Here is a 15,066-nt window from a genome sequence, read left to right on the forward strand (position 1 = left end):
CGGCCCTGGGAGGCCAGCGCCCAACTGGGAGGACCGGGCGGCCGAGCGGGGGAGTGCGAGGGGCGGGGGAGCGGTGGGCGGACCGCCCCACCGGTGCGGGTGCGCTCGCGGTTCCGGCCGGAGCCGTGCACGCGCCGCGCCCGGCCGGAACGGCTCCGACCGGGCGCGTGATCCGTCCGCCCGCGTCGCGCCCGGGCCCCGGACGCCGCGGCGCGGACCTACTTCTTCCTGGACTCCTCCAGCCGGAGCGCGACGCCGACCGCGAAGAAGGTGGGCGCCCACTCGCCGATGAAGATCCCCCACCGGTCGGCGCGGTCCAATCCGGTGTCCTCCTCCTTCTTCAGGGAGACCAGCCAGCTCACGAAGCTGAGGCCGATGGAGGCGAAACCGGCCCCGTAGGCCATCTCGGATGTGACGCCCATCTCGGACAGTTTGGCGATCATGGTGCTCCTCGCGTTGGTGGTTGCCTCTAGAGGCACTTCCCGAGGAGGTCTCGGACAAGCTCCATGGCAGGTCAAGGCTGCGTCAGGCGGGGGCAGGAAGAGGCGGCCGGGGTCCGCGTCCGGAGTTCAGAACTTTTGAAATCCGAATCGAGTGAGGTTAGACTAACCTTGGTTCGCCGGGATCCTCCCGTTCTGTCCTCCGTGTTTCCCCTCGGGACGCCCCATGCGCGGAAACGGCCCGCCCGAACACGGCGCGGCCACTCCCCATGACGAAGAAAGCAGTGTGAGCATGGCCTCCACCCTTCGCCGTGTCAGCGGCATCGCCTTCACCACCCTCCTCGCGGTCGGCCTCACCTCGTGCGGCAGCGCGGAGGAGAGCACCGGTGAGAGCGGCGGCGACACCGCCGGCGGCCAGTTCCCCGTCAGCATCGACAGCGCCCTGGGCACCGCCGAGATCCCCGAGCGGCCCGAGCGCGTGGTCACCCTCGGCCAGGGCTCCGCCGAGACCGCCATCGCCCTCGGCGTCGTGCCCGTCGGTGTCGAGAGCTACGAGTGGGGCAGCGACGACACCGGCTACCTGCCGTGGATCCACGAGGCGGTCACCGAGGCGGGCGAGGAGCTGCCCGTCCAGTTCACCGGCGCCGACGACATCGACTTCGAGGCGATCATCGAACTGGAGCCCGACGTCATCCTCGCCCCCTGGTCCGGCGTCACCCAGGAGCAGTACGACATCCTGAGCGACATCGCCCCCACGGTCGCCTATCCCGAACTGCCCTGGAGCACTGACTGGGACCAGCAGATCGGGATCGTCGGCGAGGCGCTCGGCCAGCCCGAGGAGGCCCGGGGCCTCATCCAGGACATCGAGGCGCAGTTCGACGAGGCCGCGGCGGCCAACGAGCAGTTCGCCGACCTGACCTTCTCCTACGTCTACACCGACGGACTCGGCACCCTCGGCGTGTTCCTGCCCGACGAGCAGCGCGTGGCCATGGTCCGCGGGATGGGCCTGACCGTCGACCCGGTCGTGGAGACCTTCCCCGAGACCGAGGGCACCGACTCGGCCCTCATCGGCCTGGAGAACGCCGACCAGCTCTCCGGGAGCGACCTGCTCTTCACGTTCTACAGCGACCCCGAGACCCGCGCCGAGATCGAGGCCCAGGAGCTGTACGCGGCCATCCCCGCCGTCGAGAGCGGCGCCGTGGTCGCCTCCGAGGACAACTCCTTCGTCACCGCCTCCTCGATCATCAACCCGCTGACCGTCCCCTGGGTCATCGACCGCTACGTGCCCATGATCGAAGAGGCCGCCCAGAACATCGGGAACTAGCCCCTCCATGGTCAGGGTGAAGACAACCGAGGCCGCGCCCCGCACGCGTCCCGCCCGCACCGCGCTCATGCTCGGTGCGGGCGTCGCCGCGCTGGCGGGGGCGGTCCTGCTCAGCCTCGTGATGGGCAGCAGGCCCACACCGGTCGCCGACGTGTGGGCGGCGATCACCGGCGGGGCGGACTCCTTCACCACCACGGTGGTGGAGAGCCGCTACCCGCGCACCGTCCTGGGGGTGGTGGCCGGGGCCGCCCTGGCCCTGGCGGGCACCCTCATGCAGGGCGTCACCCGCAACCCCCTCGCCGACCCCGGACTACTGGGCGTCAACGCCGGGGCCGCCGCCGCGGTGGTCACGGCCACCGCGCTGTTCGGCCCCACCTCGGTCACCGCGACGGTCTGGTGGGCGCTGCCCGGGGCCCTGGTCGCGGGGCTGGCCGCCTACACGGTGGGCAGCCGCGGCGGCGACGGCGGCATGGTCCGCCTGGTCCTGGCGGGCGCGGTGGTCTCCGCCGTGCTCACCGCCTACGTCCAGGCGGTGGCCCTGAGCCTGCCCGAGACCTTCGACAGTTACCGCTACTGGGTGGTCGGCTCCCTGGCCGGGCGCGGCTACGAGGTCATCGTGTCCGTGCTGCCGGTCATCGGCGCCGGCGTCCTGCTCGCCCTCGTGGTCTGCGGCGGCCTCAACGCCCTCGCCCTGGGGGAGGAGGCCGCGATCGCCACCGGCGCCAACACGGTGTGGACCCGCTCGGCCGGGCTCGTGGCGGGGATCCTGCTCGCCGCCGGGGCCACCGCGGCCGCCGGGCCCATCGCCTTCGTCGGCCTGGCCGTGCCGCACGTGGTGCGCGCCCTGGTCGGCGTCGACTTCCGCGCGCAGGTTCCCTTCGCGCTGCTGGTGGGCCCGACCCTGCTGCTGCTCGCCGACGTCGTCGGCCGTACCATCGTGCGTCCCACCGAACTCATGGTCGGCGTCGTCACCGCGTTCGTCGGTGCGCCCGTCCTGCTGTACGCGGTCCGCAGGATGCGGAGTACCCCATGACCCGAACCACCCGCACGTCCCCGGCCCCGGCGGTCCCGGCCCGGCCGGAGCACGGGCGCGCCCGACCCCTGAAGGCCTCCCCTCCCGTGCTGAGGCTGGGCCCGGTCGCGCTGCCCGTCCACCGGCGCTCGCTGCTGTGGGCGGTCGGACTCCTGCTCCTGATGGTCGCCGCCGCGGCCGCCACGCTCGCCCTCGGTCGGCTCGGCGTGCCCCTGACCCGCCTGCCCGCCGTCCTGACGGGCGGGGGCGAGGCCACCGAGACCTTCGTGCTCGAACGGCTGCGCGGTCCCCGCCTGGCGGTGGCCGCGGGCACGGGCGCGGCCCTGGGCCTGGCGGGCGCGCTCTTCCAGTCCGTCACCCGCAACCCCCTGGGCAGCCCCGACGTCATCGGCCTCGCCGCCGGAGCCGGGGCGGGCGCGGCCTTCGCCGCCCTGGTGCTGCCCGGCGTGCTCCCCGTGCCGCTGGGCGCCCTGGCCGGCGCCGCGCTGGCCATGGTCGTCGTGACCGCGGTGACCGGGACGGGGCTGCGCCACCCCGGCCGCCTGATCGTGGCGGGCATCGGGGTGGCCGCCATGGCGCAGGCCTTCACCCACTTCGTCGTGTCCGTGATGGCCCGCGACCAGGCCAGCGTCCTGTCCGCCTACGTCAACGGCAGTCTGGGCGCCCGCTCCTGGGAGCACGCCACCACCATCTGGGCGGTCCTGCTGCTGGCGCTGCCGTTCGTGGCGGCGCTGGCCGGACCGGTCTCCCTCAACGAGATGGGCGACGAGCTCGCCGACGCCCTCGGCGCGCGGGCCTCCACCACGCGCACCGCCGCAGTCTGCCTGTCGGCGGTGCTGTCCGCGGCCGCGGTGAGCGTGGCCGGTCCGATCGCGTTCGTGTCGCTGACCGCGCCGCAGATCGCGCGCCGCCTCTCCGCCGTGCCGGGCCCCAACATGGTGCTGTCGGCCCTTGTCGGGGCCTTGCTGCTGGTGGCGGCGGACCTGGCCGTCCAGCAGTCCCCGGTCGGAGACGGGCTGCCGGTCGGCGTCTTCACCATGGGGCTCGGCGGCGTCTACCTGGGCTACCTGCTGATTCGTGAATGGCGAAAGGGTGTGCTGTGAGTCTGGTGCTGTCCGCGGAGGGCCTGACCCTGGGGTACGGGGCCGAACCGGTCGTGCGCGACCTCGACCTGGGTGTGGCCGAGGGCGAGTTCACCGTCATCGTCGGCCCCAACGGCTGCGGCAAGTCCACGCTGCTCAAGGCCCTGGGCCGGGTGAACAAGCCGATGTCGGGGCGGGTGCTGCTGCACGGCCAAGACGTGCGCGGCCAGCGCGCCAAGGCGGTCGCGCGTCAGATGGCGCTGCTGCCGCAGAGCCCGACCGCCCCCGAGGGCATCACCGTGCGTGCCCTGGCCGCGCGAGGCCGCTTCCCGCACCACACGCTGGTGCGCCAGTGGAGCCCCCAGGACGAGACGGCGATCGGCCGCGCGCTGGAGCTGACCGGGCTGACCGGCCTGGCCGACACCCAGGTGGGCTCGCTCTCGGGCGGCCAGCGCCAGCGCGCCTGGGTGGCCATGGTCCTGGCGCAGGACACCGGCGTCCTGCTGTTGGACGAGCCCACCACCTACCTGGACATCGCCCACCAGTACGACCTGTTGGAGCTGTTCGCCGACCTGCACCGCCGGGGGCGCACGGTGGTCGCGGTCCTGCACGACCTGGCCCAGGCCGCCCGGTTCGCCACCCGCCTGGTGCTGATGGACGCGGGCAGGGTGGTCGCCGACGGCCCCCCGGAGGAGGTCGTGACCGCCCGCCTGGTGGAGGAGGTGTTCGGTCTGCCCTGCGACGTGGTGCCCGACCCGCGCACCCGAACGCCGCTGGTCATCCCGCACGAGAGGGTGTGACGCGCCGGGGGCGCCGGTCGAGGGTGTCCCGCCCTCCGCGAAGCGGCTCCCGGGCGGTGGCGGGCGACGGGCGGGTCTGAGCCGTCAGTCCCGCCGGGCCTTGTACTCCTCCCAGGAGGAGAGCAGGGTGTCGTGGTAGTCGTCCAGCCAGGTCATGTAGTCGTGCATGTTGCGCAGCCGGGTGCGCGCGGGCGGGCTCAGGCCGGGCAGGCGCTCCAGCGCCGACGCCGCGAGCTCCCTCTGCCGTCTCAGGTAGGAGCGCTCGTTGCGCAGGAACCCGCCCCAGACGTCCTCGTCCATGGCGACCAGCCGCGAGCGGCTCCCGGGGGAGGGGACCAGCTCCACGAAGCCCATCTCGCGCAGGCGCCGCACCGACTGCGACACCGTCCCGCGGCTGACCCGGGCGCCGTCGGCGATCTCCTCGGCGCTCACCGCCTCGCGGTCGGCCACGAGCAGGTAACCCACGATGCGGCCCTCCGCGCGGGGTCGGCCCTGCGACTGCCAGTACTGGGAGAAGCGCCCGACGAAGTCGTCGCGGAACTGCGTGTCCTCGTCCGTCTGCGTGCTCTCCGCCATGGGGGCCACGATAGCGCCTGACCCGGGGCGTTCCGGGCCCTGACCGAGGGCTCCGTCCGTCTTCGTCCGCCCCCGCCCGGCGCCGGACGGGGGCGGACTCGGCTCAGGTGCGGCGCAGGGACTCCAGCATGCGCGACAGCGCCTCCCACACCTGCTCCAGGTCTTCGGGGTCGTCGCTGTCGGCCAGCCACAGCGCGGCCTCGTTCATCGCCCCCGAGAGCAGGTGGGCCACGGGCGCGACCGGCCGCGGCTCCAGGACGCCCGCCCCGACCAGCGCGGAGAGCGCCTCGGCCAGGTGGCGGGCCGAGGCGGCCTCGTCCAGGGCCCGCCAGGTGCTCCAGCCCAGCACGGCCGGCCCGTCCACCAGCATGATCCGCCGCACGTCCGGCGCGGTGCTGGCGGTGAGGAAGGCCCGGCACCCGGCGGTCAGCCGGTCCCACGGGTCGGCGTGCGCGTCCGCCGCCCGCGCCACGGCGTCGCCGACCTCGGACTGCACCTCCTCCAGGACCGCGCGGAACAGGTCCGGCTTGCCCTCGAAGTGGTGGTACAGGGCGCCCTTGGTGACCGCGGAGTCGGCCACGATCCGGGCCAGCCCCACCCCGCCGTACCCGTGCGCGGCGAACAGCCTGCGGGCCTCGCCCAACAGGACGCGCCTGGTGCGTTCGCGCTGCCGCGCGCGGCTGCCCGGTTCCGCGGCCATGTCCCGACCTCCCCCTTGTTGACATACCGAAGGTATGCCAATAGCTTATCTTCACATACCGAAGGTACGTGAAAGGTGGAGTCCATGCGGCTCAGCAGCTTCTACCCGGTGCTCGGCACGCCCCGTCTGGCCGAGTGCCGCGACTTCTACGTCGGCCTGTTCGGCTTCGAGGAGACCTTCGCCGCCGACTGGTACGTGAGCCTGCGCAGGCCCGGCCCGCCCGAGTACGAGCTGGCCCTGCTCGACCCCGGGCACCCCACCGTCCCCGAGGGCTACCGCAGGCCCGTCCAGGGCCTGCTGCTCAACTTCGAGGTGGAGGACGTGGACGCCGAGTGGGAGCGCCTGGTGGTGCGCGGCGGCCTGCGTCCCGAACTGGAGGTCCGCACCGAGGCGTTCGGCCAGCGCCACTTCATCGTGGCCGACCCCGGCGGGGTGCTGGTCGACGTCATCACGCCCGTGGCGCCCTCGGAGGAGTACGGGGACAACTTCGTGGGGGACTGAGGCCGGCCCCGTCCCAGCGCGCCCGGTACGGTCGGCGTGACGGGAGAGGGGCGGCAGGACGGTGGCGATGACGCTGGAACAGGCCTCGCGCCTGGCGGAGGAGGCCCACGCCGGGCAGACCGACCGGGCCGGGCGGCCCTACGCCGAGCACGTGTTCGCGGTGCGCGACCTGCTCGCCGGGCACGGCGAGCGCGCCCAGACGGCCGGGGTGCTGCACGACGTGCTGGAGGACACCACGCTCACCGCCGACGGCCTGCGCGCGCGGGGATGCCCGGAGGAGGTCGTGCGCGCGGTGGAGTCGGTGACCCGGCGCCCGGGGGAGCCCTACGAGGAGGCGGTGCGCCGCGCCGCCGCCGACCCCCTGGGCAGGCTGGTCAAGCTCGCCGACAACGCCCACAACTCCGACGAGCGCCGCCTGGCCCTGCTGCCCGACGAACAGGCGCGGCGGCTGCGCGCCAAGTACGCCCGCGCCCGGCGGATCCTGGAGGAGGGCCCGGAGGCGGACGGGCTCCCCGGGGCGGCGCTTCCGCGCGCCACGCTCCTGGTCCTCTACACCGACCGGGTCGAGGAGTGCCGCGCCTTCTACACCGGGCTCGGCCTGCGCTTCGTCCGCGAGCGGCACGGTTCGGGGCCCGAGCACCACGCGGCCGAACTGGCCGACGGCATGGTCGTCGAGATCTACCCGGCCACCGCCGAACGCTCCACGGGCGCGGCGCGCCTGGGGTTCACCTTGCGCGGAGACCGCGCCGTCCCACCGCTGGAGCCGGGGCGCCGCGTGCTCACCGACCCCGACGGGCGCAAGGTCGACCTGCGGGTGGTGTGAGCGGCGGCACCCGTGTGCGTGGCGTCGGGTACCAGCCGGTCGGTATGCTGTCCCGGCCGGTATTTCCGGGACTGACGGGGCACGAGGTGGGGCAGCACATGGCGCGAGGACAGCGGACGGCCGAGGCCGACACACCGACCGGATCGGTGCCCGAGCGCCTCCTGGGGGCGGCGACCCGCCTGTTCGCCTCCAACGGCTACGAGGGCACCTCCGTACAGGAGGTCGTGGCCGCCGCGGGCGTCACCAAGGGCGCCATGTACCACTACTTCGGCTCCAAGGACGACCTGCTCTACGAGGTCTACGCGCGCGTGCTGCGCATGCAGACCGAGCACCTGGTGCGGATCGCCTCGCGGGAGGAACCGGTCGCCGACCGCGTGCACGCCGCCGCGGCCGACGTCATCGTCACCAGCGTCGCCAACCTCGACGACACGGTCATCTTCTTCCGCTCCATGCACCAGCTGAGCGAGGACAAGCAGCGCGCCGTGCGCGCCGAGCGCCGCCGCTACCACGAGATCTTCCGGGACATGGTCGCCCAGGGGCAGGACGAGGGGGTCTTTCGCACCGACGTCTCCGCCGACCTGGTGGTGAACTACTTCTTCGGCTCGGTGCACCACCTGAGCACCTGGTACCGCCCGGGCGGCGCGCTCGGCGGGGAGGACGTGGGGCGCCACTTCGCCGACCTGCTCGTGGCGGGGCTGCGCCCCGGGACCTGAGCGCCCCTAGCGGTACTTGCGCAGCTCCGCGCGGCCCAGCGAACGCAGGTGCACCTCGTCGGGCCCGTCGGCCAGCCGCAGCGACCGCACCCCCGCCAGCCATCCGGCCAGGGGCAGGTCCTGGCTGACCCCGGCCGCGCCGTGCGCCTGGATCGCCTTGTCCAGGATCCACTCCACCGTGCGCGGGGTGGCGATCTTGATCGCCTGGATCTCGGTGTGCGCTCCCCTGTTGCCCACCGTGTCCATCAGGTAGGCCGTCTTGAGCACCAGCAGCCGCAGCTGCTCGATGGCCACGCGCGCCTCGGCGATCCACTCGCGGACCACGCCCTGCTCGGCCAGCGGCCGCCCGAAGGCCACCCGGTCCAGCACCCGGCGGCAGGTGAGCTCCAGGGCCCGCTCGGCCATGCCGATACCGCGCATGCAGTGGTGGATGCGGCCCGGCCCCAACCGGGCCTGGGCGATGGCGAACCCCTCGCCCTCGCCGCCGACCAGGTTCGAGGCCGGCACCCGCACGTCCTCGAACACCACCTCGGCGTGGCCGCCGTGGTCGCTGTCGTCGTAGCCGTACACCGTCATGCCCCGCCTGACCGTCAGCCCGGGGGCGTCGCGCGGCACCAGCACCATGCTCTGCTGCCTGTGCCGCTCGGCGTCGGGGTCGGTCTTGCCCATCACGATGAACACGGCGCACTCGGGGTTGAGGGCCCCGGTGATGTACCACTTGCGCCCGTTGACCACGTACTCGTCGCCGTCACGGACGATGCTGGTGGTGATGTTGGTGGCGTCGGAGGAGGCCACCGCGGGCTCGGTCATCGCGAACGCCGACCGGATCCGGGCGTCGAGCAGGGGCTCCAACCAGCGCTCGCGCTGCTCGGGGGTGCCGAACATCGTCAGCACCTCCATGTTCCCGGTGTCGGGCGCGGCGCAGTTGAGCGCGATCGGTGCCAGGCGCGGACTGCGCCCGGTGATCTCCGCCAGCGGCGCGTACCGCAGGTTGGGCAGGCCGCCGTGTTCGGGGTGGCCCGCCAGGAACAGGTTCCACAGCCCGCGCTCGCGCGCCTCGGCCTGGAGTTCGCGCACCACCGGCGCGGTCGACCAGCGGTCCTCGCGCGCGGCCAGCTGCTCCTCCAGTACGGCCTCGGCCGGGTAGACGCGCTCGTCCATGAAGGCGAGCAGCCGTTCGCGCAGCTCCTCGGTCTCCTTGTCGTGGGCGAAGTCCATGTTCAGTCCTCCTCCAGCATGGTGTGGGCGCGCTCCACCAGAGGCGCGACCACCTCTCCGATCCCGTCGAAGCCCGCCCCGACGGTCAGCCCCTGACCGTGGCGGAAGTGGATGCCCTCGGCGATCACCGCGAGCTTGAAGCAGCCCAGGGCTACGTACCAGCCCAGCCGGGACACGTCTCGGCCGGTCGCGGCGGCGTACATGCCCACCAGCTCCTCGGGGGAGGGGTAGCCCTCGGCGGAGGTGGCGGGCGCGGCGCCCACGCCCACGGGCTGCGCCTGGTAGACGAGCATCAGACCCAGGTCCACGAGCGGGTCGCCGAGCGTGGCCATCTCCCAGTCCAGGACCGCGTTGACACGCCCCGCGGAGGTGACCAGCACGTTGTCCAGGCGGTAGTCGCCGTGCACGATCGCGGGCGCCGACTGCTCGGGCAGCGTCGCGGCGAGCCTGTCGCGCAGTTCGTCGATACCGGGGATGTCCCGGCTGCGGGAGGCCTCCAGCTGTTTGCCCCAGCGGCGCACCTGGCGCTCCAGGAACCCCCGCGGGCGGCCGAAGTCGCCCAGCCCGACCTCCTCGGGCTGCACCGCGTGCAGCTCGCCCAGGGTGGCGATCAGCGCCCCGGCCACGCCGCGGACGGCCTCGGCGCCCAGCGGGGCGATCTCGTCGCGGGTGCGGAAGGGGGTGCCCGCCACGTGTTCCATGACGTAGAACGGCGCGCCCAGCACCTCGGAGTCCTCGCACAGCACGTGGGTGCGGGGGACGGGCACGGCGGTGTCGCGCAGCGCGCTCATCACCCGGTACTCGCGGGGCATGTCGTGCGCGGTGGCCAGCACGTGGCCCAGCGGCGGACGGCGCACCACCCAGCTGCCGGCGCCGTCGGTGACCACGTAGGTCAGGTTGGACTTGCCGCCCGCGACCACCCGGCCCTCCAGGGGGCCCGAGACCAGGCCGGGCACGGCCGCGTCCAGGTAGGCGCGCAGGCCGGTCAGGTCCAGGCCCGGGAGCGCGTCCGCGCGTTCGCCGCTCACGCCTGCCCCTCGAAGACCCTGGCCTGGAGGCGGCGCATCCCCGCGAGCCAGCGGTCGGTGTCGTCGGCCCTGGCCGCGTAGTGGTCGGCGACCCGGGGGTGCGGAAGGATCAGGAAGCGCCCGTCGGCCAGGCCGACCATCACCGCGTCGGCGACCTCCTCGGGGGTGATCGCCTCCGGGGACAGGATCGCCCTGCCGGCGTCGCCGCTGCTCTCCAGCAGGTTGGTGCGCACGCCCATCGGGCACACGCACTGCACGGTGATCCCGCGGTCGCCGTAGGTGGCCGACATCCACTCACCGAAGGCCAGCGCGGCGTGCTTGGTCACCGAGTACGGCGCGCTCCCCAGCATCGTGAGCAGGCCCGCGGCCGACACCGTGGTCAGGAATCGGCCCTGTCCGCGCTCCAGCCAGCCGGGCACCAGCTCGCGGGCGGCGCGCACGTGGGCCATCACGTTGACCTGCCAGGCCAGGTCCCAGTCGGCCTCGGGGGCCTCGGGGCCGCCGCTCACGCCCACGCCCGCGTTGGCCGCGTACAGGTCGATGCCGCCCAGGTGCGCCCCGGCCTCGGCCACGAGCGCGGTGACGCCCGCCTCGCTCGCGGCGTCGCCGGGAACGGCCACACCGCCGATCTCGGCGGCCACGGCCTCGGCCGCGCCCGCGTCCAGGTCGTTGACCACCACGCGCGCCCCGGCTCCGGCGAGCCTGCGCGCGATCGCGGCGCCGATGCCGTTGCCCGCGCCGGTGACCACGGCCCCGGTGTCGGTCAGGTCCATGTCACACACCTCCGGTGAGGGTGAGGCCGCCGTCGAGCACGAGGGTGCGGCCGGTGATCCAGGAGGCCTCGTCGGAGAGCAGGAAGGCCACCGCGCCCGCCACGTCCCCGGGCTGGCCCAGGCGCCCCAGGGGGTACTGGGCGGCGACCTCCTCCTCTCGCCCCTCGTAGAGGGCGGCGGCGAACCGGGTCTTGACCACGGCCGGGGCGACGCCGTTCACGCGGACCCCCGGGCCCAGCTCGACGGCCAGCTCCTCGGTGACGTGGATGAGCGTCGCCTTGGTGGCGCCGTAGAAGCCGATGCCGGGGGCGGGCTTGGTCCCGGCCACGGAGGAGACGTTGACGACGGCGCCGCCGTGCTCGGCCATCCAGGCGTGGTACGCCTTCTGCGTCCACGAGATCGCGGACAGCACGTTGACCTCGAAGATCTTGCGGGCCGCGTCCAGGTTCAGGTCGATCATCCGCCCGTAGACCGGGTTGATGCCGGTGTTGTTGACGAACATGTCGATACTGCCGAAGGCCTCCAGGGTGGCGGCCACGGCGGCGTCCTGGTGCTCGGGGTCGTCGGCCCGGCCGGGGACCCCGATGGCGTGCTCGGGCCCGCCCAGGGCCTTGACGGCCTCCTCCAGGGGCTCGGGCCTGCGCGCCGTGACGCACACGCGCGCGCCCTCGTCGACGAGCCGCTGGGCGACGGCCAGGCCGATGCCCCGGCTCGCGCCGGTGACGATGGCGGTCCGCCCGCCGAACCGGGATGTCATTCCGCTCTCCTTAGACCGACTGGTCGGTATGCCATGGCGACTCTACGTCGGGGGAGGTGCGTGCCGCAAGGGGCGAAAGGTGCGCCGAAGCGGGACAATGGCGGCGCGGGCCGACGACGTTCCCCCGCAGACCTGAAAGTGAGGGCTTCCATGACGACCGACGTGGTCGACGTACGGGACCGGAAACGCTACGAGATCAGGATCGACGGGGAGGTGGCCGGGTTCGCCGAGTACATCCTCACCGACGACATGGTGACCTTCACCCACACCGAGATCGACCCCGCCCACGAGGGGCGGGGCCTGGGCGGAACCCTGGTCAGGGGGGCCCTGGACGACGTGCGCCCGCGGGGCCTGGCGGTGCTGCCCCTGTGCCCCTTCGTCAAGGGGTGGATCCAGCGCCACCCCGACTACGCCGACCTGGTCTACCGCACCGCCGCCGAGTAGGGCCGCCCGCCCGGAGGGCTCCCCCGGGCTCCTCTCGGCGGAGCGGCGCCCGTCCGGCGCGGCGTGCCGGCGCGGCGCTCACCGGGTTCGCGCCGGTACGCCTCCGGGCCGCCTGGATCCGGCACGTCGGACATATGGTGATCTACGTGGTAAAGGTGATGCTTCCTCAGGCGGTGGTGTCGAGGGTGAGTTTGCCGACGGTTTCCCGGGAACGCAGCGCCTCGTGCGCCCGCGCGGCCTCGCCCAGGGGGTAGGAGCCGCCCAGGACGGGCCTCAGGTGTCCCTCGGCCACCAGCGTGAACAGCTCGGCCATCGCCCGGCTCATCACTTCGCCCGGCAGCGTCGACACGTGCGGCAGCCACATGCCGCTCACACTGGTGGAGAAGCGCATCAGGTTGGCGGGCTGCACCGGGCTGGGCAGCTCGCGCGAGGCCATTCCGTAGAAGGCCAGGCGTCCGAACGGGGCCAGCGCCCGCACGCTCTGGTCGGTGACCCGGCCGCCCACCATGTCCAGGACGGCGTCCACGCGCCGGCCGCCGTTGGCCTCGATCAGCGCCTCGGTCATGTCGGGCGCGGCCGAGTCCACGACGGCGTCCGCGCCCAGCTCCGCGGCCAGCGCGCGCTTGTCCTCGCTGCTGGCCACGGCGACGACCCGCCCGGCGCCGAACCGCTTGGCCAACTGGACGGCGAGCGTGCCCACGCCGCCCGCCGCCGCGTGCACCACGACCGTCTCGCCCGGGTCCATCCGCACGGACCTGCGCAGCAGCACCCAGGCGGTGGCGCCCTGCACGACCAGGGCGAGCGCGTCCTCGTCCGAGACGCCGTCGGGGATGTCGAAGGCCGTGGCGGTGTCGGCGGTGGCCTTCTCGGCGTAGCCGCCGCTGGTGGTCAGGGCGACCACGCGGCGGCCGTCGGCGGTGCGTCCGGCGATCTCCATGCCCGGGACCAGCGGAAGCGCGGCGGGGGACAGGTAGCTGTTCTCGGCCTGGTGGGTGTCGGCGAAGTTGACCCCGGCGCGATTGACGTCGACGAGGAGCTCGTCGGGGCCCGCCTGGGGATCGGGCAGTTCGGTGAGGTGCAGGACCTCGGGTCCGCCGAACTCGGTGATCTGGATGGCGCGCATGGGCGACCCCTCCTTCGTCTGTTCATACCGACCAGGTGGTATGTTACCGGTCGGTCGGTTCGGGCGCCCGCCGCGTCCCGGCTGATCGGACGGGTATCGCTGCCGGGTGCGTCGCCGCGGGGTCGTTCCCGGGGTCTTGCGCCGGTCTGCCTAACGTTGTTAGGTGTGGGGTGTCGCGCACCGATGGGGAGGACGCACGTGGACGCCGAGCACACAGTGACGACAGCGGCCGGGCGGGTCCGGGGCACCGCCTCGCCGCGCTCCGAGAGCGGCGGGGTCGCGGTCTACCGGGGCGTGCCCTACGCAGCCGCCCCCTTCCGAGAAGATCGCTTCGCCGCCCCCGTGCCCCCCGCCCCCTGGGACGGCGTCCGCGACTGCACCTCCTTCGGCCCCCCGCCCCCGCAGGGGAACCAGCTCCTGGGCGCGGCGCCCTGGACCCCGCACACGTCCCTGGACTGCCTGTCCCTCAACGTGTGGACCGCCGCCCGCGAGGGCGACCGCGCCCCCGTGCTGGTGTGGATCCACGGGGGCGCCTACATCGTCGGAGCGGCCTCCGAGGTCACCTACGACGGCACCCGGCTCGCCGAGAGCGGCCTGGTCGTGGTCGGTATCAACTACCGGCTGGGCTTCGAGGGCTTCGGGCACGTGCCCGGCCGCCCCGACAACCGCGGCCTGCTCGACCAGGCCGCCGCCCTGCGGTGGGTGCGCGAGAACGTCTCCGCCTTCGGGGGAGATCCCGACAACGTGACGGTGGCGGGGGAGTCCGCCGGGGCCGGTTCGGTCGCGTGCCTGTTGGCCTCGCCGTCCGCCCGGGGGCTCTTCCGGCGAGCGATCGCGCACAGCGTTCCGGGGGACATGCTCACCCCGGACACGGCGCGGGCGGTCTCCGGGCGGATCGCCGCGGCCGCGGGCGTGCCGCTGGAGGCCGGGGCCCTGGCCGCGCTGGCACCGGAGAAGCTGCTGGAGGCCACCGACGCCGTGCTCGCCTCAGCCCCCGCCGGGGGCTCGGGAGGAGTGCGCACCAAGCCCTTCACCTGCTTCGCGCCCGTGGTCGGCGGCCCCGAACTGCCCGACGCCCCGCTGGAGGCGGTCGCGCGCGGGGCCGCCTCGGGGGTGGACCTGCTGATCGGCCACAACGCCCACGAGTACCGGCTGTTCACCGAGCTGGGGCAGAGCGTGGAGATCGACGGCGAGTCATCGCTGGCGGTGACCGCCTCCCGCCTGGGGCTGGGCGAGGGCGCGGTGGCCGCCTACCGCTCGGCGCACCCCGGGGCCACGCTGCGCGAGCTGTTCGCCGCGATCCAGGGCGACGCGCTGTTCTGCGAGTACACGGTTCGCTTCGCCGAGGCGCACGCCGCGGCCGGGGGCCGCGCCCACTTCTTCCGGCTGGCCGCGGAGAGCCCCGCCATGGAGGGGCGCCTGGGGGCCTGCCACGCCTTCGACCTGCCGTTCGCGTTCGGCAACCTGGACACCGACTTCGGGCGTTTCCTGCTCGACGGCGAGCCCGGCGAGGCCCACCGGGCGCTGTCGGGGCGGATGGTCGCGGCCTGGCGCGACTTCGCCGCCACGGGGGACCCGGGCTGGCCCGCGGTGACGGCCGAGGCCACCGCGGTCAAGGTGTGGGACGCCGAAGACCTGCTGCACGCCAGCGACGCCTCGCCGGTGCGCGAGCTGTGGGCCGGGGTGGCACTCGCTCCCCGGTAGGCGGTCCGCCCGCGCGGCGGCCGGGGC

The 15,066-nt window shown here is 73.9% G+C and carries 17 protein-coding genes; 9 read left to right on the forward strand and 8 right to left on the reverse strand.

The annotated features are described in order from the left end of the window. Positions 1 to 218 precede the first annotated feature (218 nt). Positions 219 to 443, reverse strand: coding sequence for a hypothetical protein (locus tag KGD83_RS10945; RefSeq protein ID WP_212643665.1), 225 nt, complete (start codon positions 441 to 443; stop codon positions 219 to 221). Positions 444 to 732: 289 nt separating this feature from the next. On the opposite strand from KGD83_RS10945, the gene KGD83_RS10950 reads away from it, so the two are divergent. From KGD83_RS10950 to KGD83_RS10965, 4 genes are read left to right on the forward strand one after another with little or no spacing between them, the layout of a single operon-like run. Further along, complete coding sequence (locus tag KGD83_RS10950) at positions 733 to 1,764, forward strand: iron-siderophore ABC transporter substrate-binding protein (RefSeq protein WP_212643666.1); 1,032 nt, start codon at positions 733 to 735, stop codon at positions 1,762 to 1,764. A gap of 7 nt (positions 1,765 to 1,771) precedes the next feature. After that, on the forward strand, positions 1,772 to 2,797 hold the full coding sequence (locus KGD83_RS10955; RefSeq protein ID WP_212643667.1) for a FecCD family ABC transporter permease: 1,026 nt from the start codon (positions 1,772 to 1,774) through the stop codon (positions 2,795 to 2,797). After that, positions 2,794 to 3,900, forward strand: a complete 1,107-nt coding sequence (locus tag KGD83_RS10960) for a FecCD family ABC transporter permease (RefSeq protein ID WP_394358104.1) — start codon at positions 2,794 to 2,796, stop codon at positions 3,898 to 3,900. The genes KGD83_RS10955 and KGD83_RS10960 overlap by 4 nt, the downstream gene beginning before the upstream one ends. Next, positions 3,897 to 4,679 carry an ABC transporter ATP-binding protein gene (locus KGD83_RS10965; RefSeq protein WP_249352270.1) on the forward strand — a complete coding sequence of 261 codons (783 nt, stop codon included), beginning with the start codon at positions 3,897 to 3,899 and terminating at the stop codon, positions 4,677 to 4,679. Before KGD83_RS10960 ends, KGD83_RS10965 begins: the two co-directional genes overlap by 4 nt. A gap of 84 nt (positions 4,680 to 4,763) precedes the next feature. On the opposite strand, the gene KGD83_RS10970 is transcribed toward KGD83_RS10965, so the two are convergent. Beyond that, positions 4,764 to 5,255 carry a GbsR/MarR family transcriptional regulator gene (locus KGD83_RS10970; protein WP_212643669.1) on the reverse strand — a complete coding sequence of 164 codons (492 nt, stop codon included), beginning with the start codon at positions 5,253 to 5,255 and terminating at the stop codon, positions 4,764 to 4,766. Positions 5,256 to 5,358: 103 nt separating this feature from the next. Next, positions 5,359 to 5,955, reverse strand: a complete 597-nt coding sequence (locus KGD83_RS10975; RefSeq protein ID WP_212643670.1) for a TetR/AcrR family transcriptional regulator — start codon at positions 5,953 to 5,955, stop codon at positions 5,359 to 5,361. Positions 5,956 to 6,039: 84 nt separating this feature from the next. On the opposite strand from KGD83_RS10975, the gene KGD83_RS10980 reads away from it, so the two are divergent. From KGD83_RS10980 to KGD83_RS10990, 3 genes are all read left to right on the forward strand, one after another. Further along, positions 6,040 to 6,456, forward strand: a complete 417-nt coding sequence (locus tag KGD83_RS10980) for a VOC family protein (RefSeq protein ID WP_212643671.1) — start codon at positions 6,040 to 6,042, stop codon at positions 6,454 to 6,456. A gap of 67 nt (positions 6,457 to 6,523) precedes the next feature. After that, positions 6,524 to 7,279: an HD domain-containing protein gene (locus KGD83_RS29225; protein WP_212643672.1), complete on the forward strand. Its 756-nt coding sequence runs from the start codon at positions 6,524 to 6,526 to the stop codon at positions 7,277 to 7,279. Positions 7,280 to 7,377: 98 nt separating this feature from the next. Further along, the gene (locus KGD83_RS10990; RefSeq protein WP_212643673.1) at positions 7,378 to 7,992 is read left to right on the forward strand and encodes a TetR/AcrR family transcriptional regulator; all 615 of its coding nucleotides are present in this window, start codon (positions 7,378 to 7,380) and stop codon (positions 7,990 to 7,992) included. Positions 7,993 to 7,998: 6 nt separating this feature from the next. Here KGD83_RS10990 and KGD83_RS10995 read toward each other — a convergent pair whose 3' ends face one another. The 4 genes from KGD83_RS10995 to KGD83_RS11010 are packed head-to-tail and all read right to left on the reverse strand — an operon-like array spanning position 7,999 to position 11,768. Then, positions 7,999 to 9,210, reverse strand: coding sequence for an acyl-CoA dehydrogenase family protein (locus tag KGD83_RS10995; protein WP_212643674.1), 1,212 nt, complete (start codon positions 9,208 to 9,210; stop codon positions 7,999 to 8,001). A 2-nt stretch (positions 9,211 to 9,212) separates the two neighbouring features. Further along, positions 9,213 to 10,238 carry a phosphotransferase family protein gene (locus KGD83_RS11000; RefSeq protein WP_212643675.1) on the reverse strand — a complete coding sequence of 342 codons (1,026 nt, stop codon included), beginning with the start codon at positions 10,236 to 10,238 and terminating at the stop codon, positions 9,213 to 9,215. Continuing rightward, positions 10,235 to 11,011, reverse strand: a complete 777-nt coding sequence (locus KGD83_RS11005) for an SDR family oxidoreductase (RefSeq protein ID WP_212643676.1) — start codon at positions 11,009 to 11,011, stop codon at positions 10,235 to 10,237. Before KGD83_RS11005 ends, KGD83_RS11000 begins: the two co-directional genes overlap by 4 nt. A gap of 1 nt (position 11,012) precedes the next feature. Next, positions 11,013 to 11,768, reverse strand: coding sequence for an SDR family oxidoreductase (locus KGD83_RS11010; protein ID WP_212643677.1), 756 nt, complete (start codon positions 11,766 to 11,768; stop codon positions 11,013 to 11,015). A gap of 150 nt (positions 11,769 to 11,918) precedes the next feature. Between KGD83_RS11010 and KGD83_RS11015 the strand changes: the two genes are divergently transcribed. Beyond that, positions 11,919 to 12,212, forward strand: coding sequence for a GNAT family N-acetyltransferase (locus KGD83_RS11015; protein WP_212643678.1), 294 nt, complete (start codon positions 11,919 to 11,921; stop codon positions 12,210 to 12,212). Between the two features lie 166 nt (positions 12,213 to 12,378). Here KGD83_RS11015 and KGD83_RS11020 read toward each other — a convergent pair whose 3' ends face one another. Further along, positions 12,379 to 13,335 carry a quinone oxidoreductase family protein gene (locus KGD83_RS11020; RefSeq protein WP_212643679.1) on the reverse strand — a complete coding sequence of 319 codons (957 nt, stop codon included), beginning with the start codon at positions 13,333 to 13,335 and terminating at the stop codon, positions 12,379 to 12,381. Between the two features lie 198 nt (positions 13,336 to 13,533). On the opposite strand from KGD83_RS11020, the gene KGD83_RS11025 reads away from it, so the two are divergent. Continuing rightward, positions 13,534 to 15,039, forward strand: coding sequence for a carboxylesterase/lipase family protein (locus KGD83_RS11025; RefSeq protein WP_212643680.1), 1,506 nt, complete (start codon positions 13,534 to 13,536; stop codon positions 15,037 to 15,039). The last annotated feature ends 27 nt before the right edge of the window (positions 15,040 to 15,066 follow it).

The sequence above is a fragment of the Nocardiopsis akebiae genome (assembly GCF_018316795.1).
GTDB classification, from domain to species: domain Bacteria; phylum Actinomycetota; class Actinomycetes; order Streptosporangiales; family Streptosporangiaceae; genus Nocardiopsis; species Nocardiopsis dassonvillei.

Excerpts from the sequence above, each read along its gene's own strand:
- KGD83_RS10945 (WP_212643665.1), bottom strand. The coding sequence starts at position 443 with ATGATCGCCAAACTGTCCGAGATGGGCGTCACATCCGAGATGGCCTAC.
- KGD83_RS10950 (WP_212643666.1), top strand. The coding sequence starts at position 733 with ATGGCCTCCACCCTTCGCCGTGTCAGCGGCATCGCCTTCACCACCCTC.
- KGD83_RS10955 (WP_212643667.1), top strand. The coding sequence starts at position 1,772 with ATGGTCAGGGTGAAGACAACCGAGGCCGCGCCCCGCACGCGTCCCGCC.
- KGD83_RS10960 (WP_394358104.1), top strand. The coding sequence starts at position 2,794 with ATGACCCGAACCACCCGCACGTCCCCGGCCCCGGCGGTCCCGGCCCGG.
- KGD83_RS10970 (WP_212643669.1), bottom strand. The coding sequence starts at position 5,255 with ATGGCGGAGAGCACGCAGACGGACGAGGACACGCAGTTCCGCGACGAC.
- KGD83_RS10975 (WP_212643670.1), bottom strand. The coding sequence starts at position 5,955 with ATGGCCGCGGAACCGGGCAGCCGCGCGCGGCAGCGCGAACGCACCAGG.
- KGD83_RS10980 (WP_212643671.1), top strand. The coding sequence starts at position 6,040 with ATGCGGCTCAGCAGCTTCTACCCGGTGCTCGGCACGCCCCGTCTGGCC.
- KGD83_RS29225 (WP_212643672.1), top strand. The coding sequence starts at position 6,524 with ATGACGCTGGAACAGGCCTCGCGCCTGGCGGAGGAGGCCCACGCCGGG.
- KGD83_RS10990 (WP_212643673.1), top strand. The coding sequence starts at position 7,378 with ATGGCGCGAGGACAGCGGACGGCCGAGGCCGACACACCGACCGGATCG.
- KGD83_RS10995 (WP_212643674.1), bottom strand. The coding sequence starts at position 9,210 with ATGGACTTCGCCCACGACAAGGAGACCGAGGAGCTGCGCGAACGGCTG.
- KGD83_RS11005 (WP_212643676.1), bottom strand. The coding sequence starts at position 11,011 with ATGGACCTGACCGACACCGGGGCCGTGGTCACCGGCGCGGGCAACGGC.
- KGD83_RS11010 (WP_212643677.1), bottom strand. The coding sequence starts at position 11,768 with ATGACATCCCGGTTCGGCGGGCGGACCGCCATCGTCACCGGCGCGAGC.
- KGD83_RS11015 (WP_212643678.1), top strand. The coding sequence starts at position 11,919 with ATGACGACCGACGTGGTCGACGTACGGGACCGGAAACGCTACGAGATC.
- KGD83_RS11020 (WP_212643679.1), bottom strand. The coding sequence starts at position 13,335 with ATGCGCGCCATCCAGATCACCGAGTTCGGCGGACCCGAGGTCCTGCAC.